19 protein-coding genes and 1 pseudogene are annotated in these 24,224 nt (G+C 66.3%); 11 read left to right on the top strand and 9 right to left on the bottom strand.

Features of this window, described 5'->3' with window-relative positions; genetic code table 11:
• From AB0I12_RS25275 to AB0I12_RS25260, 4 genes are all read left to right on the top strand, one after another.
• The gene (locus AB0I12_RS25275; protein WP_359934009.1) at positions 1-1,425 is read left to right on the top strand and encodes an SCO6880 family protein; all 1,425 of its coding nucleotides are present in this window, start codon (positions 1-3) and stop codon (positions 1,423-1,425) included.
• A 134-nt stretch (positions 1,426-1,559) separates the two neighbouring features.
• A complete protein-coding gene (locus tag AB0I12_RS25270) occupies positions 1,560-2,825 on the top strand; it encodes an ATP-binding protein (RefSeq protein WP_359934007.1) in 1,266 nt (421 codons plus the stop codon).
• Positions 2,826-3,345: 520 nt separating this feature from the next.
• Positions 3,346-4,599: a TraM recognition domain-containing protein gene (locus AB0I12_RS25265; protein ID WP_359934005.1), complete on the top strand. Its 1,254-nt coding sequence runs from the start codon at positions 3,346-3,348 to the stop codon at positions 4,597-4,599.
• Entirely contained in the window at positions 4,596-4,964 is a 369-nt protein-coding gene (locus tag AB0I12_RS25260) for a hypothetical protein (RefSeq protein WP_359934417.1), read from the top strand. Before AB0I12_RS25265 ends, AB0I12_RS25260 begins: the two co-directional genes overlap by 4 nt.
• Positions 4,965-5,043: 79 nt before the next feature.
• On the opposite strand, the pseudogene AB0I12_RS25255 reads toward AB0I12_RS25260, so the two are convergent.
• Positions 5,044-5,298: pseudogene (locus tag AB0I12_RS25255) on the bottom strand (DUF3152 domain-containing protein); the annotation flags it as partial.
• A gap of 214 nt (positions 5,299-5,512) precedes the next feature.
• Here AB0I12_RS25255 and AB0I12_RS25250 point away from each other — a divergent pair.
• Together AB0I12_RS25250 and AB0I12_RS25245 are read left to right on the top strand one after the other, a co-directional pair.
• Positions 5,513-7,693, top strand: coding sequence for a P-loop NTPase fold protein (locus tag AB0I12_RS25250; RefSeq protein WP_359934003.1), 2,181 nt, complete (start codon positions 5,513-5,515; stop codon positions 7,691-7,693).
• A complete protein-coding gene (locus AB0I12_RS25245; protein WP_359934001.1) occupies positions 7,690-7,992 on the top strand; it encodes a chorismate mutase in 303 nt (100 codons plus the stop codon). Before AB0I12_RS25250 ends, AB0I12_RS25245 begins: the two co-directional genes overlap by 4 nt.
• 262 nt (positions 7,993-8,254) lie before the next feature.
• Here AB0I12_RS25245 and AB0I12_RS25240 read toward each other — a convergent pair whose 3' ends face one another.
• The 4 genes from AB0I12_RS25240 to mobF form a co-directional block, all read right to left on the bottom strand.
• A complete protein-coding gene (locus AB0I12_RS25240) occupies positions 8,255-9,427 on the bottom strand; it encodes a helix-turn-helix transcriptional regulator (RefSeq protein WP_359933999.1) in 1,173 nt (390 codons plus the stop codon).
• Positions 9,424-9,777, bottom strand: a complete 354-nt coding sequence (locus AB0I12_RS25235) for a helix-turn-helix transcriptional regulator (protein ID WP_359933997.1) — start codon at positions 9,775-9,777, stop codon at positions 9,424-9,426. The genes AB0I12_RS25240 and AB0I12_RS25235 overlap by 4 nt, the downstream gene beginning before the upstream one ends.
• A 45-nt stretch (positions 9,778-9,822) precedes the next feature.
• Positions 9,823-10,731 (bottom strand): hypothetical protein, encoded by a 909-nt coding sequence (locus AB0I12_RS25230; RefSeq protein ID WP_359933995.1) that lies wholly within the window; start codon positions 10,729-10,731, stop codon positions 9,823-9,825.
• Positions 10,732-10,971: 240 nt separating this feature from the next.
• Positions 10,972-14,592, bottom strand: a complete 3,621-nt coding sequence (gene mobF, locus AB0I12_RS25225) for a MobF family relaxase (protein WP_359933994.1) — start codon at positions 14,590-14,592, stop codon at positions 10,972-10,974.
• A 699-nt stretch (positions 14,593-15,291) separates the two neighbouring features.
• Between mobF and AB0I12_RS25220 the strand changes: the two genes are divergently transcribed.
• Positions 15,292-16,527 carry an IS110 family transposase gene (locus AB0I12_RS25220; RefSeq protein WP_359933992.1) on the top strand — a complete coding sequence of 412 codons (1,236 nt, stop codon included), beginning with the start codon at positions 15,292-15,294 and terminating at the stop codon, positions 16,525-16,527.
• A 641-nt stretch (positions 16,528-17,168) separates the two neighbouring features.
• Here AB0I12_RS25220 and AB0I12_RS25215 read toward each other — a convergent pair.
• The 4 genes from AB0I12_RS25215 to AB0I12_RS25200 form a co-directional block, all read right to left on the bottom strand.
• Entirely contained in the window at positions 17,169-18,128 is a 960-nt protein-coding gene (locus tag AB0I12_RS25215) for an ImmA/IrrE family metallo-endopeptidase (protein ID WP_359933990.1), read from the bottom strand.
• 79 nt (positions 18,129-18,207) lie between these two features.
• Positions 18,208-19,404 (bottom strand): hypothetical protein, encoded by a 1,197-nt coding sequence (locus AB0I12_RS25210; RefSeq protein WP_359933988.1) that lies wholly within the window; start codon positions 19,402-19,404, stop codon positions 18,208-18,210.
• Between the two features lie 213 nt (positions 19,405-19,617).
• The gene (locus AB0I12_RS25205) at positions 19,618-20,616 is read right to left on the bottom strand and encodes a hypothetical protein (RefSeq protein WP_359933986.1); all 999 of its coding nucleotides are present in this window, start codon (positions 20,614-20,616) and stop codon (positions 19,618-19,620) included.
• Positions 20,613-20,981: a hypothetical protein gene (locus AB0I12_RS25200; RefSeq protein WP_359933984.1), complete on the bottom strand. Its 369-nt coding sequence runs from the start codon at positions 20,979-20,981 to the stop codon at positions 20,613-20,615. The genes AB0I12_RS25205 and AB0I12_RS25200 overlap by 4 nt, the downstream gene beginning before the upstream one ends.
• Before the next feature lie 205 nt (positions 20,982-21,186).
• Here AB0I12_RS25200 and AB0I12_RS25195 point away from each other — a divergent pair, with 205 nt between their 5' ends.
• The 4 genes from AB0I12_RS25195 to AB0I12_RS25180 are packed head-to-tail and all read left to right on the top strand — an operon-like array spanning position 21,187 to position 24,056.
• Complete coding sequence (locus AB0I12_RS25195; RefSeq protein ID WP_359933983.1) at positions 21,187-21,555, top strand: hypothetical protein; 369 nt, start codon at positions 21,187-21,189, stop codon at positions 21,553-21,555.
• Entirely contained in the window at positions 21,552-21,707 is a 156-nt protein-coding gene (locus AB0I12_RS25190) for a hypothetical protein (protein ID WP_359933981.1), read from the top strand. The genes AB0I12_RS25195 and AB0I12_RS25190 overlap by 4 nt, the downstream gene beginning before the upstream one ends.
• Entirely contained in the window at positions 21,704-22,324 is a 621-nt protein-coding gene (locus AB0I12_RS25185) for a hypothetical protein (protein WP_359933979.1), read from the top strand. Before AB0I12_RS25190 ends, AB0I12_RS25185 begins: the two co-directional genes overlap by 4 nt.
• The gene (locus AB0I12_RS25180) at positions 22,311-24,056 is read left to right on the top strand and encodes a hypothetical protein (protein ID WP_359933977.1); all 1,746 of its coding nucleotides are present in this window, start codon (positions 22,311-22,313) and stop codon (positions 24,054-24,056) included. Before AB0I12_RS25185 ends, AB0I12_RS25180 begins: the two co-directional genes overlap by 14 nt.
• Positions 24,057-24,224: the final 168 nt, after the last annotated feature.

Genomic DNA, 24,224 nt, shown 5'->3' with positions numbered 1-24,224 from the left:
GTGTCGAGCCCAATCTCCGCACGCTTTCCGCGCCCGCAGCGAAACTCATTGCTGCTCGGCCTTCGACCTATTCAGGTGGCGTTGCTGGCAGTCGGTGTCATTCTGTCCGCGCTGTCGCTGCTAGCTGGTTGGCCTGTGCCACCGCGACTGGCTGGTCTGTGTGTTTCGCTGCTCTGTGGCCTGATCGCCTTCGGCCGGCCGGAGGGACTGCCGGCGTACCGGTGGGTTGTACTGCGCACGTCCCATGTTGTTCGTGGTTGGCGCAAGCAGCAGACGTACCGAGCGAAGGTGTTCGTACCCCGGCGACACGGCTACCTGCAGCTGCCCGGTGAAGCGAGTCCGCTGCGGATCCTGGATACGCGGTCGTCTATCGGTGCGGTCCACGATCCTGGCCGACGACGGCTGATCGCGGTCGCAAAGATCGAAGGACCGGCACATCTGCTCCAGAACTCCGACGAGCAGGAGCGGCGCGTGGCGGCGTACGGCCGGATGATCGCGGGACTCTGCCAGAGCACTCGGATCGCGCGAGCGCAGATCCTGGAGCGGACGGTTCCGGACCCCGGCGACGGGCTGGGCGAGTGGGCCCGCCAGCGCGGTGTCGACCCCGCGAGCACGGCCGGCGCCATTTATCGCGACTTGCTGCAGCATGCTGCTCCTGCAGCGGCGAGGCACGAGACTCTGTTCAGCTTCTCCCTGAACCTCGACGCAGTGTCGAAAGAGGTGCGCAAGTACGGCGGTGGACTGGCTGGAGCGATGGCGGTCCTGGACTCCGAATCGCGTGCCTTTCAGACCGCGTTCGCGGGTGCTGGCGTCGCCGGATCGTGGCTCAACGCTGCGGACCTCGCGTCGAGCCTGCGCGTCGCCTTTGACCCGGCCGCGACTCGCACCCTCTTCAACATCGATCCGGCCGACGCTGCACCACTCGCAGTCGATGCCACCTGGGACCATCTGCGCACGGACTCGTCGTTTCATCGGGTGTACGTCGTCAGCGAGTGGCCGCGCATTCGGGCGATGCCGTCGTTCCTCAGCCCGCTCCTGCTCAAGCCGGGGATCCGACGGACGTTCTCGCTCGTGCTGCAACCGGTACCCATCGGCAAGGCGATCCGTGACGCCCGCCGTCACCAAGTCGAGCGCGTGACCGATCGCGCGACCCGCAAGCGCGTCGGTCAGCTCGAGACCGAGGAAGACCGGCAACTCGACGCTGACGTTGCTCAGCGTGAGAAGGATCTGGCCGCGGGGCACGGCGATGTGCGATGGATCGGTCTGATCGCGGTCTCCGGCGACACCGAGGAGGCGCTCGACGAGGCGTGCACCGAGATCGAGATCGCTGCCTCTCAGGCGTTGCTCGACGTACGGCGCCTCGTCGGCCAACAAGTCGAGGGCTTCCTCGCCGCTGCGCTCCCGTTCGGGGTTGGTCTCGGATGAGGCCAAGCACCGGATGGTTTGAGCCCAGTGACACCGACCGGCGGACCAGGCGTGCGAATCGTCGAGCGAGTCGATCCGTTCAGCGCAGTACGCCGACAACCGGGCCAACTGAGGATGTCGTCGACACCGCGCCGGTGGAGAACCTCGGCTTACGCCGGCGCCTCCCGCTGTTGGTCGACATGCATCGCGCGACCACCAGAATCCTGCGGGTCGCCTACCCGTTTCTCGCTGAAGGCGGGTTGGGGGCTGACGGCACCTACATCGGCAACGACGTCTTCAGCGGAGGATCGTTCGTCTACGACCCATGGGTGCTGTACCAATCGCGCGTCATCAGCAATCCCAACGTGCTCTTGGCCGGCGTCATCGGCAGCGGCAAGTCCTCGACTGCCAAGGCACTCATCACGCGGTCCATCGCACTCGGGCACAAGGCGTACGTTCCTTGCGACCCGAAGGGGGAGTGGACACCGGTCGCCGAGGCAGTGGGCGGATCGGTGATCAAGCTTGGCCCGGGCCTGTCGACCAGACTGAACCCACTCGATGCCGGAAGCCGCCCGGCCGGACTGGTCGACGACGACTGGGATCGCATCGTCACATCACGCCGTCGTGCTCTGCTCGGGACGCTTGCCGAGTCCACGCTCGGCCGCCCGCTGGCTGCGTTTGAACACACCGCCCTCGACCTGGCTATCGAGAAGGTGTCCCTGACCCCGGTGCCGACGATCCCGGACGTCGTCGACGCACTCTTCTCGCCCGAGGGCGGCAGGGCTACCTCGGACGCCGACAGCCGCGAGCTCGCACACGCCGTCAGGCGGCTCGTCCACGGCGACCTCGCCGGCATGTTCGACGGCCCGTCCACGACCCGGTTCGATCCGTCGTTGCCGATGGTGACCCTCGACTCGTCATGGATCGGTGCTGGAGGCAATGACCAGGCACTCCGCCTCACTCTGGCGTGCGCATCGTCCTGGCTCGAGGCCGCTGTCACAGACCCGGCCGGCGGAAAGCGATTCATCGTCTACGACGAGGGCTGGCGGGTGATGCGGGATGCCGCTCTGCTGCGCCGGATGCAGGAGCAGTGGAAACTCTCCCGAGCCTGGGGCGTCTCCAACGTCCTGATCATCCACCGTCTGTCAGATCTGGCCGCGGTCGGCGACCTGGGATCCGAGGCACGCGCGCTCGCCGAGGGACTCCTAGCCGATTGCTCCACCCGGATCATGCTCCGCCAGGAACCCGATCAGCTCGCCCGTACGGCGACGCTGCTCGGACTCACCGACGTCGAGGTGTCAACCATCGCCAAACTCCCGAAGGGCCGCGCCCTCTGGCGGCTCCCCAGCCGCTCGTTCGTCGTACAACTCGTCCGCCATGCGCGCGAGGTTCGACTGTTCGATACAGACGGAAGGATGTGACATGGACGGTGGCCGCCGATCGCCCCGAGATCTGTCCGACCTGGTCATGATCGCGGGGGCGTTGCTCCTCGCCTCTGCAGGCATCCTCTACCTTGCCGGCGGGCTCAGCAGCTTGCTCACTACCCACGAGTGGATCCAGACCTCCTGGCCTGATGCGCTCAAAGTCGTCCTCGCACCGCGGGATCCCGCCAGCGCATTCGGACTGTCCCACGGAGCGTTCCACCCGGCCGTGTACTGGTCCGTCTTGGCGGCGCTGTTGGCCATGCCAGTGGCAGGCGCCGGAGTTGTCCACCACGTCTGGACGCGCCGTCGCGCTGATGTGCGCCGGCGTACGCGATCTCTTGCCAAACGTCCCGGTCTCGCGGCCGCTGCGGATGTCGAGGCATCTGTTGGGCGTGCTCAGGTGCTACGGCGCGGCCAGTCCGCTCGCCCCGCAGTACGGCGACCGCAGCCAACCGATGTCGGACGATACCTCGGACGCTCGCGTGGGCGATCGTGCTGGTCGTCCGTCGAGGACTCGATGATCGTCCTCGGACCGCCTCGGTCTGGGAAGGGCCTGCATCAGATCATCGGCGGCATCATCGACGCACCCGGAGCGGTCGTCACGACCTCCACCCGCCCGGACAATCTGGTCGCCACCGTCGAACTGCGTCGTACTGTCGGACCCGTCGCGATCTTCGATCCGCAAGAACTCGGGAAGGTCGAAGGCATCCGCTGGTCGCCAGTCCGAGGATGTGAGAATCCGACGACCGCCATTGTCCGCGCCAGCGGTCTCGCAGCTGGTGCGGGATTCACCAAAGGCGGTGTCTCCGACGGCGCGTTCTGGCATGGCCAGACGGAGATGGCGCTGCGCGGCCTGCTCCACGCTGCAGCCATTGACGGCGCTGGAGTCGCGCAGCTCTACCGCTGGAGCCTCGAACCGGCCTCGGCCATCGAAGCAGTCACCATCTTGAACCGCTCCGACGATGCCGCCGAAGGCTGGGGCGACACCCTCGATGGGATCGTCCGCATGGACAGCCGAACCAGGGACGCCGTCTGGGCCGGCGTGCGCTCCGCTCTGTCCGCACTCGCCGATCCCGCCGTACGCCGATCCTTCGACCCCGCGGAAGGCGAAGGACTCGACCCCAGGACCTTCCTCGCGGAACGCGGCACGATCTACCTCCTCGGCACAGGAGTCGGCGCGAGCGCGACCTCCGCCTTCATCGCGGCGCTCCTCGAAGACATCACGGAAACGGCCCGGCAGTTGGCCGCTGGCAACGCAGGCGGCCGGCTGGAACCACCGCTTGCACTGATCCTCGACGAGATCGCCAACCTCTGCGCCGTGCCGTCGCTGCCATCTCTGATGGCCGATGGCGGGGGTTCCGGCATCTCCACCCTCGTCGTGCTCCAGTCCCTGGCCCAAGCCCGGGACAAATGGGGCGAACAGGCAGCCGCGGCACTGTGGGACGCCGCGACGCTCCGCCTGATACTCGGCGGATCGGCGCAGCCGCGAGACCTCCAGGATCTCGCTGCCGTCTGCGGCGAGCGAGACGAAGAGATCCGCAACTGGAGCCGCGGTCCTGACGGCAAACGCACGACCTCCACCAGCACACGCCGCATCCCGATCCTGCCACCAGACGTCATCCGGACACTCCCGCTCGGCGCCGGCGTCCTCCTCGCCCGTACGGCCCCACCGATCCTCCTGAACATGACTCCCTGGCCCGACCGGACTGACGCCGCCCAGATCCGCGCCAGCATCGGCGCCGCGGTCCTTCGCGGAAAGCCCACCGAATGACCCCGCGCGACGACCTCCTCAAATCCTTCGACCTCGCCACAGACGATCCGTTCATCATCTGCTGGCGAGACCTCGACCCAGAGACGGCGGACGAAGAACTCGGCCGCCTCGCGCCATGGGTCGGCTGGCTGACCGGCCGCTACAACCTCGATCACAAACTCATCCCACCCTGCTGGCCAGACCACGGCGCCCTAGTCGAAGAGCTCTCGGCCCTCCGAACCCTCTGGGAAGCCTCCTACCTCGAAGACGCCGCCCCCTCCAGCCCCGTCGCCTTCCACCGCGAACTAGACCTAGCCCTCCGCCGCCTCCGCGAATGGACCTCCCGCCTCGGCTGCTCAAGAACCGAACACCGCCCCGAATCCTGAGCGAATCGATCACAGGCCGGGCGTTCTCAGTCCCGCGTATTGACTGACCGAGGCCGGTGGCCGAGGCGGTGTGGCCGGTCTTGTGGTTGATCATGTGTTGCCGGTACGTCGTCAACGGCGCACCGTAGTTCGGCACGCCGGTCGCCCAGCGCGCGACGTTGAGCACGACCCGTTCGCCGTTCCGGCAACTCGTGTACCGGTCGGGACCTCCGCCCCACAGGGCGTCTCGGGTCTCCGGCGTGACGAGGATCAGCGTGAAGTCCGCACGCTCGCCCGCGCGAGCCCGCTCCGGTCGACGCCGGTGATCCGACCTCGATCGCGATCGGAACGTCATCAGCCGCCCGGCCCGCCCGATCACCGCGGGATCTCCCGGAAGTACGGCGTACGAGCGCGTGGCTTCAACCAGGTAGTGGATCCGCTCGGCAGGTTTCGTCGGCGTCTGCTTTTGTGAGGGTGTCGCCATGAGTCGGGTCAGTCCTGCTCTGAAGTCACCCGAGCAGTGTGGCAGTCCCTTAGGATCGCCTGGCGGTCGGCTGAAAGGGGAGGGCGTGTCGATTCCGGAGGAGGGACGCCTGCAGCGCTGGTTCTGGGCAGTCGTGGGGTTCGCGGACCTTGGTGTCACATGGCTGGTGTTCCAGCTTGCCTACAGCCAGATCACCAGCGAGCTTGAGTTCGCTACCGTTCCGGACCCGGAGCCGCGTCGGCGTATGAAGGCAGCGGGGCGGTTCGTGGATCTGCTGCGAATTCAGACCCGCCACGAGCGGCGGGAGTTCCGGCGATGGGTCGTGATCGGCTGCACTCTCGCATTCCTGGGCACCCTGGTCGTGTTCGCCGAGATCGTGGCGGTACAGCTCTGGCTGAAGGACGGTGCTGGTGATTCGCTCGCCGATTTCGCGACGGCGATGTACAACAGCATTCAGTCTGCGGGCATTGCCGTCTCGGCGCTGGTCATCGTCGCGAACGTCGGCCTGGTCGTAGGTCTCGTTCGCGTAGTGCTCCGAATCCGCCAGACAGGGAGGGCGTGGGCCCACCGTACCGAGGCTCTGGTCCGTCCTCGACTACGCAGTCTGATCAACGCTGAGCTCAACGTGTCGACTCCTGACAAGCTGTCCGCGACCTCGGCGCGGGGTCTGGCGGACGGCGAGGATCCGACGTACTGGATCGAGCGGCGCGGGATGGCGCGGATCGAGCGTCTAGTCACGGAACTCGGTGCCACGGTCGTCGGCGTGAGCGGCCGGCGCGGAATGGGCAAGACCACGATGCTGCGCCGCACGATCTCCTCGATGCAGCCTGCCGACATCGAGCGGGAGCCGGAACGCCGCCAGCGTGGGCCGTTGGCGATCCTCGTGGAGGCGCCGGTCGACTACGCGCCGCGAGAGTTCCTCCTGGACATGTACGGGCAGCTGTGCGAATCGGTGATCGCTGCCGATGAGCGGGCCCGGAGGCTCGTTCCGTCGGCGGCCAGCCCGGTCGCGCGGCGCATCGCGCAAGCGATCGCACGGCTGATCTGCGTCGCGTTCGGCATTGCATACTTCGTCGAAATCGCTCCTCCGGACGAGTCCGGCCATCGATACACGACGGAGTTCACCCGGTTGCTCGTGCAGACGGCGGGGCTGGACACCCAGGTCGGAGATGGCGCGAAGATCCTTGCTCTGTTCGGCTTTGTCGCCGCGTACTACGCCCTCGGCCTGATCGGAAGGAGTGGGGTCGGCTCGCTGGCCCGTCAGGCGACAGCGGAGCTGGCGCAGATCAGGTACCTGCAGACTCTGCAGAACGAGCGGGGGATCAGTCTTGCCAGCCGGTTCGGGATCGGTCTCTCGACGCGGCGGGCACGGCAGCTAGCGCAGCAGCCGATGACGATGCCAGAGTTGGTACGGCGGTTCCGTGCGTTCGCGGCGAAGGTGGCTGAAGGTTCGCGGGATGCGAACGGTGTCGGGTTGATCATCGCGATCGACGAACTCGATCGGATCGCTGATGCACAGGCCGCGGAAACGCTTCTCAATCAGGCGAAGGCGACGTTCCGGGTGCCCGGGTGCATCTATCTCGTGTCGGTGTCCGAGGAGGCTCTCGCACAGTTCGAGCGGCGCATCTCGACCACACGAACCGCTGTTGACACGGCATTCGACGAGGTGGTCTGGCTGCCGGAACTATCCCTCCAGGAGTCCATCGCGCTGCTCGAGCGTCGGGTCACCGGATTCCCGCGGGCATACCTCGCGCTCTGCCATTGCCTGTCGGGTGGCATCCCGCGTGACCTGGTGCGTGCGGCACGGACGCTGGTCGACACCGGGCACGAGGACCTCGAACCAGTGGTCAAGGCAGTCATCAGTAGCGAGACTACGGCGTACCTTCGTGGCGTACTGCGTGATCTCCAGAAACCGTCCGCTGCGGCGCACAACGGCAACGGCCTGCTGTCCGAGGAAGCGGTTCTCCGCCTGTTGCTCAATGACGCCGAATCGCAGATCCACCTCGCCGCGGCGACGTTGGACGCCCGAGGCGGCCGATGGACGAGCGAGATCTCCGCCGTACTGTCGTACTACGCGGCGGTCGAGGAACTGTTCGTCGAGCACCGCGACGTAGTCCGCGCCGCGATCGCCGAACCGCCGGATCAGCAGGCCGTCGACATGATTGAAACCCTGACCGCCGTACGAGCGAGCCTGTCGCTCAGCCCCGATCTGGCAGCCGAGAAGCTCCACGCGCTACGTGAAGCCCGCTACCATCTCCAGCCGTGACAAGCTTCGACGAGTCGTTGGCGACGGTCCGACAGACGATCGACGGCCTAGACGGCCAGATCATCGAGCTGATCGCGCAACGGCAGGCTCAGGTGATCCGTGCGGGCGAGCTCAAGCGCGGCCGTGGTGAGGATGCAGTCCGAGCGCCTGCCCGGGTCGACGACGTGATCCGCAAGGTACGCGCCCTCGCCACGACCGCCAGCGCCTCCCCAGACGTCGTCGAGGCGACGTACCGCGCGATGATTTCAGCGTTCATCACCCTAGAGTTGGAGACGCACATGTCGAAGCCGGGGAGCTAGACCTGGGGGCGGACGCGGAAGGTCGGCACTGCACGCCGATGGCTTCGATGGCGTTGCCCGGAATCACCAGACGCTGCCAGCCTTGCTCACCGATCCGCCAGGTTCCAGGTCCGCGGTGTAGTGCGCGACCTTGCCGATGAACGTGCAGAGCGAGCGCCGCGAGTAATTCGCAGGCCGCTCGCTCGCCTTCGTGGACCGCGCCGTCCCGGAGCCGCCACCCGCCGCCACACCCGGCGAGTTCCGCAAGGATCTGTGAGCCCGTTCAGCTTTCGAAGTCGGAGCGAATCGCAGCCAGCATGGCGCGAGTCCGAGCGGGCGGTAACGCATGGAGAGCGATGACGTCCATGTCGCTCTGGTAGAGCTCGAGGTCATCCGGCTGGTCCAGGTAGATCGCACTCGTCAGCTGCTCGACGTACACGATGTTGGGGAGCCCGGGCGGCAGCTGCAGAATCGTAAACGATCGGTTGCTGCCGTAGGTTCCGGCGACGTGGAGAGGAAGGATCTGGATCGTGACCTCGGGGCGCTCGGAGACGTCGAGGAGATACTGCAGTTGAGCCAGCTGAACCGGGACACTACCGACGGGGCGCCGCAGTGCCGCCTCGTCGATGACAGCCCATACCTTGGGTGGGGCGTCTGAGCCGTCGAGAAGCTGCTGCCGCCTCATCAAGAGCTCCATGTGCAGCTTGAGGTCGGCCCGTCTGTGGCGACTTGCGAGCGCGTGGACGGCATAGTCGGGCGTCTGCAGTAGATCAGGGATCAGCTGGTTGCCGTAGGCCCGGATGAGCGCTGCGGACTCTTCGAGTGCGAGGCACATCGGAACACGGGTCGGCAGCAGATCGGCGTACCGATGCCACCACCCCGGAACGTCGGCCTGCTGCGCCAGCTCTAGATAGGCCCCGACATCTTCGGCATCGGTCACCCCATAGAGCGCCAGCAAGCCGAGGAGGTCGACCTCGCGCAGCGCCACCCGGCCAAGTTCGAGGTGAGCCAATGACTCGCTCGGCGCGCCGAGGAGGAGTGCCGCAGACTTGACATCGAGGTCCCGCGCTTCGCGCAGCCGGCGGAGTTGAGCGCCCATCGCGATCCTGAGCACGGTCGGTCCGCCTGTCGCAGCCGGCCAGACGATCAGGGGCGCCGTCGGGCTCACGCTGGTCTCCGGGATTTGCGTACCGGAGGCACGGTCCGCGAGTTCGGCGCGGAGGGCGTGTACGCCGATTCGGGTCCGGAGCGTCCAGAGGATTCGGGTGACCGCGGCTTCGGGGAGCGCCAGTAGCTCGGCCTCCCACTCCTCGGCGTAGCGGTCGCACCACGGGGTGGGGAGTCGTCGTGCGCCGCGGCGGAGGACGGTGCGGCACGCGGGCGTGACCCAGCCGAGGAACTCTTCGGCGATCACACCGGCGGCGAGTGCGCCGAGGACCCAGAGGATGACGTTCATGCCTGCCCCCACGCGGGTCGCTGCGGACGCGGGGGAGTCTGTCCTCGCGGTTGTCTCGGCAGCGGAAGTTCGGTCAGTTGCGAGAGCTCGGCCGTGCTTGTGCGTTGCCCGAGCCCGGTCAGCCGGTAGAAACGGCGGCGCGGGCGGCCGGCGTCACGCGGATCGACGTCCTCCCATGTGCTCTCCACCCACCCCGCTCGCTCGAGTCGCGCCAGAACCGGGTACAGCGTGCCGCTCTTGAGTCCAGTGCGATCCATCAGTTCGAGCCCGTACATGCGCTCGGAACCCTCCGCCTCGATCAGCGCCTGCAGCACCTTGAGAGTCGGCACGGTGATCCGCGGCTCCGCCATACCGCAGAACTCTACATAGGGTCCGACGTGAAGTCTACATAGGGGTCAGAGCTGCCGGAGGAAGTCCTCGACGGTCTGGCGATGGGCTCCCACCAGGCCGGTCAGGTCGCGGTAGGCCTCCCGTGGATCGAGTTCCGTCGGTCGGACGAACACTCGGCGGCGGACCCAGACGTCGTTCGACCGGATCAGGTAGTTCGTGGTCATTACGTTGGCGCCGTGCGACAGGATGAACTCCAGGACCCATAACAACTTGCTGAACGCGCGGGAGTAGTGGCTGACCTTGGGTACCCAGGACAGCGTGTACGTCCCGTCCGCGACTCCCTGCAACGTCGCCAGCAGGTACTGGTCGATGCGTGGATCGATCGCGCTCAGGATCGTCGTGTGTTCGCTCTCTGCCTTCGTCGGGGCAATGACGTGCTGCGACTGCTCTGGCAGTTCGAGCGCCGTGCCGGCCGGCAGCCGGTACGCCATACGCCCGCCGTCCGACACGGTGGCGGCCAACGCCGACAAGGCGCTCCAGGCGCGTGGGAACTGCGTCGCCAGCCCGGCGAACTGATTCTGATCGCCGATGCCTACAGGCTCACGGTCACGGGCCGCCAGGAGGTGGGACAGCGGTCCGGTCGCGAATTCGGTGACCGCGTGCAGACCACCGGACTCCACAGGTCCGTTGGCGTGTGCCTCCTCCAGCAAGCTGTTGCGCACCACGACGGTGGCCGCCGCCTTAAGCCAGAGCGGCGCTGACCGTGGTTCGTGATGCGCGCATTCCTCGACGAACGGCGCGCACAGTACGTCGCGGTCGGCGCGCTCGAGTTCGCTGAAGTCATGGGCGCGCTTGAGGATGTCCGCACCGATCTGCTCGGCCAACTCGACATCCACACCACACGCTTCGTGGAGCAGTACGACGACGTTCTCGTTGCAGAAGGTCGTCATGTGATTGGGATCAGGCTCCGTCATCACCAAGAGTGTAGGACCGCATAGGCGAAGGGCCTCCGAAGACACCTCTGGGAGGCTTCCGCACCTTCGATCCGAAGCGGCCGGGCTCGGCCAACTAGCCACCGTCCGGAGGGTGCAGGGAACCGGACATCAGCTGGTTCGAATGACCACATCAGTCACGATCCTTTGCTCTATGTAGCAAGGGCGTTCGTGGGTGTTGTCGGGTGTCGCGTCATGGTCGAAGGGGAGGAGGTTTGACGCTCAGGGCGTCGAGCGGACGACCGCCGGTTTGGCCCCCCCGTGGCGGCATGAGATTGGATCGGTTGCCGCTGCTTGAGAGAGGTCACGGGCCAGGAGCTCCAGCGATCTCCGGTTGAGGCTGCTGTGGTGGCGTCCTTGGGCGTGAGCTGTGGATGGCGGTGAGCCGAGGGGATCGGCTCCGCGGATCTGGTAGAGCTCGCGATAGGCGGCGACGTCGCGGATGAGTTGGGTCTGCGGCACGGATTTCTTTGGCGTGGCATCAGCCAGAAGTTGATACCACGGCTCGTTGGCTGCGGCGGCTTGTTCTGCGAGCCAGTCTGCGCGCTGCGCGATCTGTGACTCGATCTCCTGGAGCGCGGCCTTGTAGGTGGGGTTGGTGACGTGGGCGGATGGCGTGACGAGGCCGGCGATGAGGATGGGTGACGACATGGGTGGACGCCGTTCGGCTCGCGTGATGAGTCGTTCGACGCGAGCGTGCAAGACGGACGCGATGTCCTTTGCGTCGGTGAGGGATGACTGGGCGACGGCCTGGCGAACTGTGGTGGGGACAGCGAGGCCCAGGTGTTCGGTCCGACGTAGGGCGGTGATTAGGGGGCCGAACGCGGGGGAGGATTGGAGGGCGGCTTGATCGATGGCGTCGAGGCCGCTGTTGCTGATGGCGGGGCGGTAGCGTTCTCGGGCGTCTTGTTGGCAAAGATGTTCGTGGATGGGGATGAGGCGGTCGAGGCGGGTGGCGTCGTCGAGCTTCTTGCGCATTACTTCGTGTGCTGAGCGTTCGATGCCGTCTTGTTCCAGGACGGCGACGAGGACGTCCTGCATGGACTGTGCGAACTGGGGCTCGTGCATGTCAGCGGTCGTCGTGTGGGTGGCTACGTACGCGCGGTTGCTGTTGCGGCCGCGGGTCATGCCGACGTACATGAGGGCTCGGGTGAGCCTGTCGGTGACAAGTAGGTGGGCGGTGTCGACGGTGGCGCCTTGGGCGCGGTGGGCGGTGGTGGCGTATGCGAGCTCGACGGATTCGCGGACGTAGGCGCTCGGCAGGGTGACTGTTTGGAGGTCGTCGTTCTCGACGGTGAGTGATCCGTCGTCCCAGCGGTGGATCACGGTCCAGCGGTTGCCGTTCTGGACGAAGCCGCGTCGGCCGATCCGAAGGCGGCGGTTGTTGAGTCGAGTGACGATGTGGTCGCCGAGGCCTACTTGGTTGCCGTCGTGGAGGACGATCCCGTCGGGTTCGACCTCGCCGCTGGTGACGCGGTCGAGTCGGGCTCGGGCGTTGAGGCGGGCGACGGTGGTGTTGTCGGCAGCGATGAGGAGGCTGGTCCGGCCAACTGCGACGTCACTTCGCCAAGAGGAGTAGGCAGAGTCCTCCATGGCTTCGAGCGAGCCGTGCGAGAGTCGGTTGTGGTCGTCATAGAGGTCGATTACGTGGATCTCTCCGTCGCGGAGCTGCAGGCTGGCTCCGCGTTCCCATTGGTTGCTGAATCGCCAGACATCGCGGAGTTCGGCGGCTTTGGTGTCGTTCGTGATCAAGCGGAAGGCGCCGCCGACGTCCGCTGCGCCGAGTTGGGCGTCGTCTCCGACGAGCAGCAATTTGGCGCCGGCTTTGTCGGCTTCGCGGGCTAACGTGGCGAGTTCCATGGTGCCGGCCATCGAAGCCTCGTCGACGATGACGAGTTGGTGGCGCCGGAAGTGCCATCGATCGCGCTCGGCGTACGCGCGGGCGAGCTCGGCGACGATCCGCTGGTGACGGCGACGTCGACCATCGGATTCTGCTGCTTGAGCAGCGCGCTCGAGTTCGCCGATCCATTGACGACGCTGGTCAGCCGCAACTCCGACGGCTTCGTGGATCCACTTCGCGACGTTGTCCGCAGGAAGTCCGAGCGAATCGGACAGCACGGTTGCGGCGGCGGACGAAGGAGCGAGAGCCAGGATCGAGCCAGCCCCATGCTCTGCTTCCCAGCCCGTTCTGAGCGCCGCGAGAAGACTTGTCTTGCCGGTGCCGGCAGGTCCGACCAGAGCTTCGACCCGTTGACCGCTTCGGGCGATTCGGTGGAGCGCCTGGAGCTTGTCGTCGCTCAGATTCCGCCTGTCCACTTGATCGCTGCGGATGGTTGGGCCATCCACCTTGGAAGCGAGCTCGAGCAACACGCTTTCGGCTCCCAGGATCACCGGAGAGGTGAAGATCTCCCCGTTGTGGACCGTGAATACGCTCTGCCCGTCGGAGCGGCTTAGCGGTGCAGTGAATGTGTCGGGTGGCGTGATGCCGATCGACTGAAGTTCCGCGTCTTGCACGATTGCCTCAAGCACCTGAAGGCGATCTTCAGTAGTCGCAAGGCGCAGCAGACGGGTCTGCCGGGCGGCTTCGGCGAGGAGGTTCCACCGAGTCCAGGTGGATCGTTTCGTTTGTAGAGCCAGAACGGTTGTGGCGCCGTACGCATGGATCGTCTCGGTGCTCAAGTCGGCGACTGCGAGCGGTCTGTCTACGCTCTGGGCAAGTACCTTCTCGATGATGGCGGTGGTTTGGCCGTGAGTGACCTCCTCGGCGCGCTCGCGCCAGCTGCGCATCAGGTCCGCGAGCGGTTTCGCCAAGTGCTTCGCTGGCCGATTCATGAGGGTGGCCTGTTGTCGAAGGACGTACATCTGACGCCGGCCGGGCGGATGAATTTCGTCACCGCGCTCTGCCAGTAGCCGGGCGAGGTTCGCCTCGATCTGGTCGGTTCGTGATGAAAACTCGCGGATCAACTCGTTCGGGATTCCGTCGATCTCGAACGCAGGACTTCGGCGTTCGCCACGATTCTGGAGCTGCCAGGTGATTCCGAGCCGGCGACTCAGGTTGTCTGCCAGCAGCGCGTTGTGGACTTCGGACATCGCTACGGCCGCGGCGTACAGAACTCGTCCGTCAATCGTTCGCCACCGACCGTCATCGGGGCCCTGAACGCGATTCGCGACGACGACATGAGTGTGGAGTTGAGGATCGCCGCTTCTGGTGTCCCAATGATCGAAGGCGGCCGCAATTACCCCTCGCGCGTCGACCTGAGAGACGCCGTCCTCGCCGGTTCTGGTGAACAATGCTTGGTTCTCGAGCAACTCCAGTACGTCGCCGACGGCTTCATGGTGGCCGGCGACGATCTGCTCTTGTACGCCGACATCCGCAGTTGCCCACAGCGTCGATACCGCCTTGACCGGCGAGAAGGTCAGGTCGAAGCCGGCAACGGGCCGCCGAGTCCTAAGGCGTGCCTCGGTCCTACGGATCTGCTCGATCGCGACCGCGCGCTCGGATGGCGGCATGGCCGGATCGAGTGCACGCATCTGCTCGGCGACACGTTCGGCCGGCGTCTTGTAGATGCGATACGGCTCGCCGAGCGTCGTACCTGTCACTGGGTCCTCGGCGCGCCCGAAGAGGGCAGCCATCTGCTTCTCGGTGACCTCCGAGCCGACAGTCAACTGGCCGGCGCCCAGTCCGCTCAACCCACGCCCGAGCCATCGTCCGGCCGGGTAGCCAGATGCGGCGTAGTACGTGGTGAGCGGTGTCGCCATGCGACGATCCACGTCGCCTGGTGCAACATGTTTGAGCAGATATGTGTAGCCGTCGCCGGCGCTCAATCGGTGGATGCTCAGCACTTGCCGCTGCCGGCTTCTGGCGCTGGGTCGGATCGCGCCGCGCCTAGGCGGTCAGCTCGAAGTGCGGCGTTCTGGCGGCGGAGTCGGTTGATCTGTCGCTCAAGGTCGTTGAGCTCGGCCAGGGCAGTTCGGACCTGCGCGGCATCAGCATTCGGTGCGTCCCGACCGAGCAAACCAACCAGGAGGTCCCGTGCTATCGGAGCCGGTCGTCCGGTCAGTGAGCCTCCGGTCGCGGAAGCGCTGAGAGCCGACTTCAGCAGGCGCCAGTGCCGAAGCCGGCAGCGATCTGAGCAGAACCGCCGGTCGGATCGACGCGCCAGGAAGAAGACGGCGCAGTGCTCGCACGCTCTGTCGTTGTGACGCCTAGGACAGTTGCTGCTGAGTTCCATGGAAGCTCAACGCTGGATGCCGCCCAACGCTGCCTCCAGCCGTTTCAGCGACAGAAACGCCCTGAATGCAAGATGTGTAACGGTTTGCGACTTCGTCGCTGCGGTGGCGGGATGAGAATCGTGGGTGTCGTCCGGCGACGTCGGAGCACACTGGTGCGGGTGAGCCCGTAGATGTGTATGGCGTGGGGTCTTCGGGTGCCGGTGGATTGTTGCTGCGAGCACGTGGGTCTGTGTCCTGGCGGAAGGCCCTCCGGGCGGCGCGTAGCCGCGGGTGTCCGCGGGTCGGAGTCGAGGCCGGAGGGAGTGCTCGATGGAGGTGCTGTTCGAACGGGTAGCGGGCTTGGATGTGGGTAAGGCGTCGGTGACCGTTTGCGTGCGCGTTCCGGGCCGGCGGCAGGGGAGCCGTTCGTCGGTGACGCGGACGTTCAAAACCACGATCGGGTCGCTGCGAGTGATGCGGGACTGGTTGGTCGAGTGCGGTGTAACGGTCGCGGCGATGGAGTCGACGTCAACGTATTGGAAACCGCCGTTCTACTGTCTCGAGGAGGTGATGGAGGTCTGGTTGCTGAACGCCGCCCACATGAAGGCCGTGCCCGGCCGCAAGACCGACGTGCGCGATGCCGAGTGGATCGCCCAGCTCCTCGAGCACGGGCTGTTGTCACCGTCGTTCGTTCCGCCGCCACCGATTCGGCGGCTGCGGATGCTGACCCGGTATCGGGGGCAGTTGATGGGCGACCGCACCCGCGAGGCGGTCCGCCTTGAGCTGATGCTGGAAGACGCGTCGATCAAGTTGTCGACGGTCGCGTGGTCGGTGACCACGGTGTCGGCGCGGGTGATGTTGCGCGCGATGATCGACGGTGAGCGCGACGCGCGGGTGCTGGCCGAGATGGCCAAGGGCAAGATGCGTTCGAAGATCCCTGATCTTGCCCAAGCACTTGAGGGACACTTCGACGACCACCACGCCCGGATGGCCGGCGCGATCTTGGACCGGCTCGAGCTGGTGGAGCGCGCCCTGGCCGACCTGGACGTGGCAATCCGGGCGCAGTGTCTGCCGTGGGCGCATCAGATCGAGTTGCTGCAAACCATCCCTGGTGTTGGGGAGAAGGTCGCCCAGGTCATCGTTGCCGAGACCGGTGCGGACATGACCCGGTTCGGTTCGGCGGCCAAGCTCGCGGCCTGGGCCGGGGTCGCGCCCGGGGTCTATGAGTCGGCCGGGAAGCGCACCCCGACCGGGAAGCGGCACGGGAACAAGTGGCTGACCGCGATGCTGGTCGAGGCCGCCGGGTCGGTCAGCCGCATGCACGGCAAGAACTACCTCGCCGCGCAGCACGCCCGGTTGTCCAAACGTCGTGGTCCGGGGCGAGCGCAACTCGCGGTCGCGCACTCTATCCTCGTCTCGGCCTACCACATGCTCAGCAAGGACGAGCCCTACCGCGATCTTGGCGCGGATTGGCTCGCTCGCCGCAACGACGAGGCCCACACTCGCCGGCTGGTCGCACAACTCGAAAGGCTCGGTCATACCGTCCAGCTCGACCCCGTCGCCTAGTAGCACCCATCAAAGAGCGTGTCGGGCAGAGCCCGACGCGCTGACGCGCCTGCGCACCAACAGGTGATTCACGGGTCTGTGCCGGTGATCATGGCCCCGTTCGGCCTGGGTTGGCGCATAGCGCCTCCTGGCCCATGTAGGCAAATCATTGAACCTTCATCCATATAATTGGCATCCTGCGCTGGGTTGGTGCCGCTCTCGGCTCCATTGATTCGCAGGTTGCTAGGGATGCCCTTGTGTCAGGCGCGGTGCGAATGGCCTCGGCGCCGTAAGGCGGAGCCCCGCGGAGTCTGCCTTGACCGATGGGCTGCGCGAACCCATGCGAGCTCGACCGCTGAAGGCTCACGACTGTGCGTTCGGCTCTTGGCGTGGTTGCCGAGCCGAAGAGAGCTGTGACCAACGGACTGCCACTGCGGCACGGAAGACGTACTCGCGGACGTATTGATGCGGTGGCGAGCGCGCGAGGGCCTCAGGGCTGGCAGAGCCGTCCGCCACTTCTCCATCCAAGCCGTCTCCACAGGACAACCGGACGAAGACGCCGTGCTTTCCACCTCGCCGAACGTTCCGACCTCGATCACCCGCAGCGCGACGACGACGCCGGGCCTCACCCAACATCCAGTCCGATTGAGGTTAACCAGTCTCTATGAAGAGCAGTTTCGGCACGCGGTGGCGGTTGCCGACTCGTACGCCGCGGCTGGCTGGATCGTGAAACAGCGGTCGCACAGTCGCTCGCCGGACACGGACTTGTCCGGACAGCCGCATCCACCGCAGCTCGGGCATTTCAATTCGTCGCAGTTCTCGCAGGCGGGTTGATACGAGGTGAACTCCATCGTGCATCTGTCGCACCACCCGTCGGTGGGCTTTGAAGACGCACGCCGACCGGCGCTGAACGTGTCCCACGGCGCTGGTCCGTCCACCATCACTGCCACCACGCAGCCAGGCCCCACAGCGGACTCCACGTTTAGCTCTCCTGTGGTCGATCCGCCGCCCAAGTCGAGAGGCGCGATCCCACGAACCACCACACCCTCCGCCGCCCGCTTTAGCATGCCAGTCTGCGGTGCTCCGCGCCGAGCTGGGAACATGTCTCCGGATCGGGCTGCGAACTCCGCTTCGCCGGCAGCGTTCAGCAACACAACGTACCCAGGCAGGCTCATCGACTCAGCAGCAGCCACAGCAACCGCTTGCGCGGACGCACTGCAGGTCTGCATCAGTGAAACCACAGATCTCGCCGTGACACCGTCCACGAACGCCGTCGCTCGCGCCGAGTCGGGAACGAGCACACGCGACGCGAACGCATCGCAAATTTTCTCCTCCAGCTCGGCTGGCCGCGGGTGGTCGAACAACACGTCGAGCACTTCGAAGACCTGGTCGCGCAGATGATGCGCGTACTCATGCAGCAGGCTGAAGCGACGGCGGCCGACGGAGGCATCCTCGGCGACTGCGATGCTCGCCGGAGAGGTTGACGCATCGTAGGTCGCCGCGATCGAGCAGCCTGGCGGGAGCCGGTCGGCACGAACCCAGCTAATCCGAATCGACGGATCGGCGTGCAGCGCCTCGCGTGGCTCGGCGGAGAGCGCCTCGAAATCGACGATCCCCGCCAAGCGGACATGCTCCAGCAGCAGCCCCGCAAGCTGCGCCGCCGACCTACTCACAGGCACCGGCCGAGCGCACTGGGCGGCTTCAAGACCCTTGCGCCCTTCGCATCGCGATCCGTTCACGCCAGAACTGCCGCAGATCCTCCATGCTCTCCTCCCTCTCCGGCTGGCCTGTGCTCGTAACACTGCGCGCTGCCACCGGAGCGTCAAGGAGTTCTTGCAGGTAGGGCACAAGAGCGTTCTCGACCTCCTCCGCGTCGCTGTGCGGAGCACTCCAGGCCTCACGCTGTGATGGCTCCGCCACGACCTCCAGCAACGCGAGCCGCGACTTCTCCGAATGACTTCCCTTCACCGGCACCCCGAAGTGTCGTCGCAAAGCCTCACGATCGAGCTTCGACGGCTTAACGCGCCCTGTCTTCAAGTCATGCAATCTGGAGGCCGTCAAACCGGTCGCTGCGACCAACGCGCCCAGACTCCCTGGCCGCTCCTTCAGCAAGTCGCGCACGTCGACTGCCTCAGCCTCGCTCTCGTCGCGGCCGACAACCAGTCCCGCCTGATCGATGACACCGTGCGTGGCCGACTCGAACCAACGCATTCGTTCCTGCAGCGCATCCAGGGCCTCCAGCCGATCCCAGTCGTCGGCCGCGAGGCGAGGACCGGTCCGCACAGCTGGCGGCGGATCAAGCTGCCTCAGGCAGGATCCTTCGAGCGTACGCAGGTCAGCACTCACACCCTCGCCGGCAACGTCCCCCAGGAAGTGGGCCAGCGTGTACATGGGGATGGTCGTGGCAGCTCGCATGAAGATTCCGACCGGACTGTTCAGTGAGGTGCTGGGCTCGTCGGGAATGTAGGTGTACTCGTCCGCGAGAGCGACATCGGTCGTCAACGGAGCCACCCGTGTCCACCAGCTGTTGCGCTCCAGCACGACGGCCAGGGCCTCCTCTCCTCGCCATGACAATCGCCACAGCTGCGCGGGCGCAACGTCGGGCCACACGGCATCACTGGTCTCGAGCAACTCGGACAAGGCGCTGGGAAGAGACCACGAGGCAGCGGCTTGCAGCGTGGCCGGTGCCGCCGGCCGGGAATCCAGCTCTGCAAGCATCGCGCTGAGTTCGTCGCGATCTTCAGGCGACAGCGTCTCCCGCCGTCGCCGGCACCACGCACAGTCGGCGAGATGCTTTGACGCTGTCCTGCTCGGTGTGACCTCGGCGAGCTCCGTCTCGCCAAGGTGAGCCATCGGAGCCGCGCCGGGCGGAACCAATCGGTTCCAGCGCTCATTCATCGCCGATGGGCAACCTATTGTCGGCCACCCGCACCTCCCTCACGCGGTCGGAATCTGTGTCACTGGGGTCGGGGGCCTGTTTGCCCATGCTTGCGCACGGTCGTCGGTGAACCCGAGTCTCCAAAATTCAACCCTTCCGATGTGGACAACACATTTAAATGGCAAACCGAACCGCTCTGTCCAGACCCGTACATGCACGATTCGGGCCCGGTATCAGAGCGGATCAAGTCCAAGTTCCGCCCGGGCGGCGTCGCGGACTGCGACGGCGACGCGTTCCATCGAGTCCGTGTCCAGGGTCGAGAGTCGGCGCCGGAGCTTGTCCCGAGCCCGCTGACTGACGGCGCCCGCCGTCGATACCGCCAGGCCAGTCTCTTTGGCGATTTCCCGAACGGTGAGGTGGAGCGACGCGATGACCAGCTTCTCCCGTTCGCTGAACTCCTCCAGCACCGCGACCGCGACCTCATAATCTTCGACCGAACGACCTAGCGCGCCGATCGCCGCTTCCGGGGACGAGGCAGCCGGCGACGCGTCGCCGCGACCAGCGAGGTCGTCGATGTCTTCCACAGGCAGCGCGCCCGGCACATTCCTGGGGTCGAGGCTCAGCCGGTCGGCGATAACCTCGGCGAGGTCGGCCAAGGGCAGCGATCCGGCAGCGGCCTCGAGCACCGCGGCCGAGAGCGCCGCGAGGGAGGAAGCATCGGCAACAGGTCCTTCGCGACGCGCCGTCGGGCCCCAGCGCACCACTGTGACGTTGCGTACCGACCGAGCTGCAGTCCTCAGCCGGTCCGGTGGACCGCTGTACTGCTCGGTCGGGGCATCGGCGAGAGCGGCGTTGTTCGCCCCGGCGACGCCTAGGGGGACGATGACGAAGCGCGGATCTTCGGTCAGGAGGATCCGAAGCCGGCGGATCAGCTTTCCGATGACGGTACGACGACCGCGAGCCCGCAGGTGGTTGCGCAGGATCGTCGTCAGCATCCGCTCCAGCGCCGTATCGTCATCGACCGTCGCGACCAGCTCGACCAGGCGCCGATAGTTGTCCGAGTCGGTCAGGAAGCCGTGGGCTTCCTCGATCGCGGCGTCGGCACTCCATTGCGAGTACCCCTGCGGAGGTGGGAACCGGAACCGCAATCCGACGATCAGGACCTGTCGGTACAGCAACTTGACGAAAGCGGTGCCGAGCCGGCCAGCGCGCAACTCCTCCAACGGTGTCACGACGTTTCCTCCGTCCCCGGCAGTGCCTGGACCACGTTCCGCCATGTCCCTTCGTCGATCGTCCCGAGCACTTCGACGTCCGGGTCCGCGAAGTGCGTCCACGGCACCAGGTGAAGTATGTGCATCCGCCACCAGCCCACCCGGTCGAGGTCGAGGTCTGGGTGCTTGGCGTGGACGACGGGTTTTGGTCCGCGTGCTTCGTATGTGCTCGTGCGGGTCACGGCCCGCGCGGTCCGAGTAACGTCGTCAACCGAGACCACCAGCAACGGATGGTCGCGGTCGTCGGTCTCGTCGTACAGGCTGCATGGCATCCGGTAGACCGTGCGGAGCGCTGGGCGGCGCGGCGGAAACCCGAGCAGCGACATCCCTGCGCACCTCCCCGGTCGACGTCGAGAAAGCGCACCCCCGAGATGGTGCGCGAAGCCGATCGTAGGGCACCCCACGAAAAAGTCCAGACAGCAAAATCGGTGTCGCTGATCGGATCTGTTGGACAAGAGGGCTCGGTTGGGCATTACCAGTTGGTGTTCCGGACCGCAGGAACACCAACGAGGAAATGGAAAAGCAACTGCGATGAGCACCACAGCACAGGGCGGCCCCGAGCCCGACGAGCAGGACCGGCACGACGACAACGACGAGCACGACGACAACCGCGGGCCCGGCGATGGCGGCGGGCGTAAGGTTTTCGTCACGGTCGTTGCGCCGAACAACGCGGCCCGGGAGTTCCCGGTGCAGCTGCACGAGCGGGTCGACAAGCTGGCCCGCGAGGCCGTACGGGTCTTCGTGCGTGCCCAGGAGATGGAGCCGATGGAATGTAGCCTCGCGCTCGTCGTCGACGGCGCTGCCCGCACCCTCGACGACGCGGCCCGTCTCGAGGAGACGGGCGTCCACGAGCACTCCCGCCTCGTGCTCGTCCCCAAGCAGCCCAAGACCGACGGATGAGCCTGCACCCCCGAGTCCTCCGGGACCTCCTCGAAGCCGAGGCAGATGTCGCGCGCGACCGCCTCGGTGACCGGGTCTCCTTCATCGGCATTGGGGCGGACCACGTCGAGGTCCACTTCACCGCACACGACATCGAGAGGTGCACGGCATGAGTATTGGCATTCGGCCCACGAGGCCGCTGCTGATCACACCAGCGGTGCTGCACGGAGCCCGGGTCTTCTTCGAGTCCCGCGGCGCGTACGGATGCGAGGGCACTGCCTTCGTCGCCGGTTGCGTCGACGAGAGCGGCGCGCTACTTGGTGACACGCTCGTCGTCCCCGACCAGGTCGCGACCGCCACCCCGCACGTATCCGTGACGGTTACCCCGGCTGGCGACCTCGAACTGGTCACCGCCCTACGACCGGACCAACGCTACTTCGCGCGTATCCACAGTCACCCTGGCCTCGCCTTCCACTCCCGCACCGACGACAACAACCCTGCTCTGACCCACCAAGGCGCGATCTCCATCGTCGTCCCGTTCTTCGGTCTCGGCCTCCGAGTTGGCCTCGCAGCCTGCGCCATCTACGTCCGCGACAACCGGCAGTGGCGCACCCTTCCGCCAGGTGACCCCGAGCGACACCAACCCGACTTCCTGGTCGACCAGACCGGCCGACGCGGACAGAACCTCCCCGACGACGAAGTCGAGGCGCGTTGGCGTGCCAAGTCTGGTGTCAAGGTCGGGCACGGCTCCGAGCGGGACAGGTGGGTGGTGGTCGATGAGCGGGCGTGATCCGCGGGTCGGGCTCAGCGGCGAATTATTGCCCGAGCACGCGCTCTCCGCCGTACAAGCCCTCGACCATGTCCGGGTCGTGGTCATGTCCGGGGATTCCCCTGCGGCCGCGTTAACTGCCGCCGCCCTGCTCGTGCTCGTGGCTCGCACGCACGCCCACGTCGAGGTCCTCGACGACATCAGTCTGCCGCGCAACCCGTGGGACGCCGGCACCCTGACCGAGTTGCTCACGAGCCTCGGCCCGCTCCGCCCCACCGCACAGGCAACACCGGAGCGGACCATCAGGATCAGCACCGGCCGCCATCCCGACGCGGACCGCTACATCACACCCTCTGCGTGGACCGTCGCGGTCACCGACAAACCGTTGGCCGTCGGCGTCGACCGCGCAGCGGGGGGCAGCGTCGACGGCACGGTGCCGGTCTGGGGTGATCCCGCAGAGGGATTGCAGATGAAGGTTGCACCATACGGCGGGATGTTTGCCGCTGCCATCGTCGTCGCCGACCTTTTCTGCGCAGCACTGGCGCCACTCGGGCTGCCCACCGCACCTCGTCGGTCCACCTTCCTGTGGAACCTGCTCGACTACACCTACACGACCGCCCAACCAAACGATCCGACGAATCCGCTCTGGCCGCGACTGCTGTTCGCCGGGTGCGGATCGGTGGGTTCCAGCGCTGCAGCGGCCCTTGCCTGTGACAACCTCTCCGGCCTGACTGCGATCGCAGTCGACGCAGACAGCTTCGATCCAGCCCGAAATATGTTCCGCTACCCTGCTGCCACCGGCATCCCCGGTATCACCGAGGCGACTGAGGTCATCGAAGTGTCCGGGGTCGGTGCCACTGGGAGAGGCAGGGGCGCCGGAGCGGTCGGGGACGGCGTCAGCCTCGGCGGAGTCGTAGCCAAGGCGGCATGGATTGGATCGATGCTGGGGCGCGCCGGAGCTGCGGCGGATCACCTGGTAGGTCCTGTTCGGAGTTGGACGACGAGTCAGGCCGAGCCGGGGTTCGACGGTGTCGTCGTCTCTTCTCTCGATGATATCGACGGACGCTACGAGGTCGCCGATATGCTCGCCCGCGCCACGATGTCTGTCGCCGTCCGTGCGCTCAGCTTTCACCTGCAGCGTGAGCACCTCGGCGACGGAATGCGTTGCCCTTTCTGCGACTTCGTCACCACGGCCTCACCGCTCGCACAAGCCGCGGCCGACGCCCAGCTGACCGGGCTCAGTGAGCAGCGAGTCGTGCAGCTCCTACATCAAGACAGTGGGCTTGAGCAGCACGACGTCGACCTGATGGTCAGCGCGGGAAAGCTCACCATTGGGACGGCGCAGGGGCTGGTCGGCGGTCGGTTGGCCGACCTGCGTAACCGAATATACGCGCAGGCTGCGATCCCTGCCGCGGTCGCGGGCACTGCTCCGCCCGCTCCGCTGTCGGCGCCGTTTGTCTCGTGGGCAGCGGGGGTGCTGATTGCGGCTGAGGTTGCAAAGCTGGCATATGGTCTGGCGCCGGTGGAGCGGCGGGTGGAGGTCGACCTGCACGGCTATCCCGCCGACTTCGTGCATGTCCGTGCTGCCGACACCAGCGGGCGGTGCGCCTGCTCACGAGCCGTTCGAGTTCGATGGATGCAAGCTCTGTACTCGGACGACGCGTCCGTCGGACAACCCGCTGACCTGCATTGGCATGCGGCCCCCGGTCCTGGCCGCGCCCGCCGGTCGCGGGCTGCGTCAGCCGAGATTTGAGCGTTTCGAGAGAACGTATCTAAGTGTCTGCCTGCCGTGGCGCTCGGTCCTCCCTGACGCAGCGGGGTGTGCTCTCGACAGTTCTGGCGCGGTGGTGCCATGCTCGGGGCGGGGATGGGGGGAGCGGGGATGGGGCTGCGGGTATTGGCTGGTGCGTTGGCGACTTGT

Source organism: Kribbella sp. NPDC050459 (assembly GCF_040655315.1).
GTDB lineage: Bacteria > Actinomycetota > Actinomycetes > Propionibacteriales > Kribbellaceae > Kribbella.
Note: the sequence above shows the minus strand (reverse complement) of the source record. Positions and strands in the feature narration are given on the sequence as shown.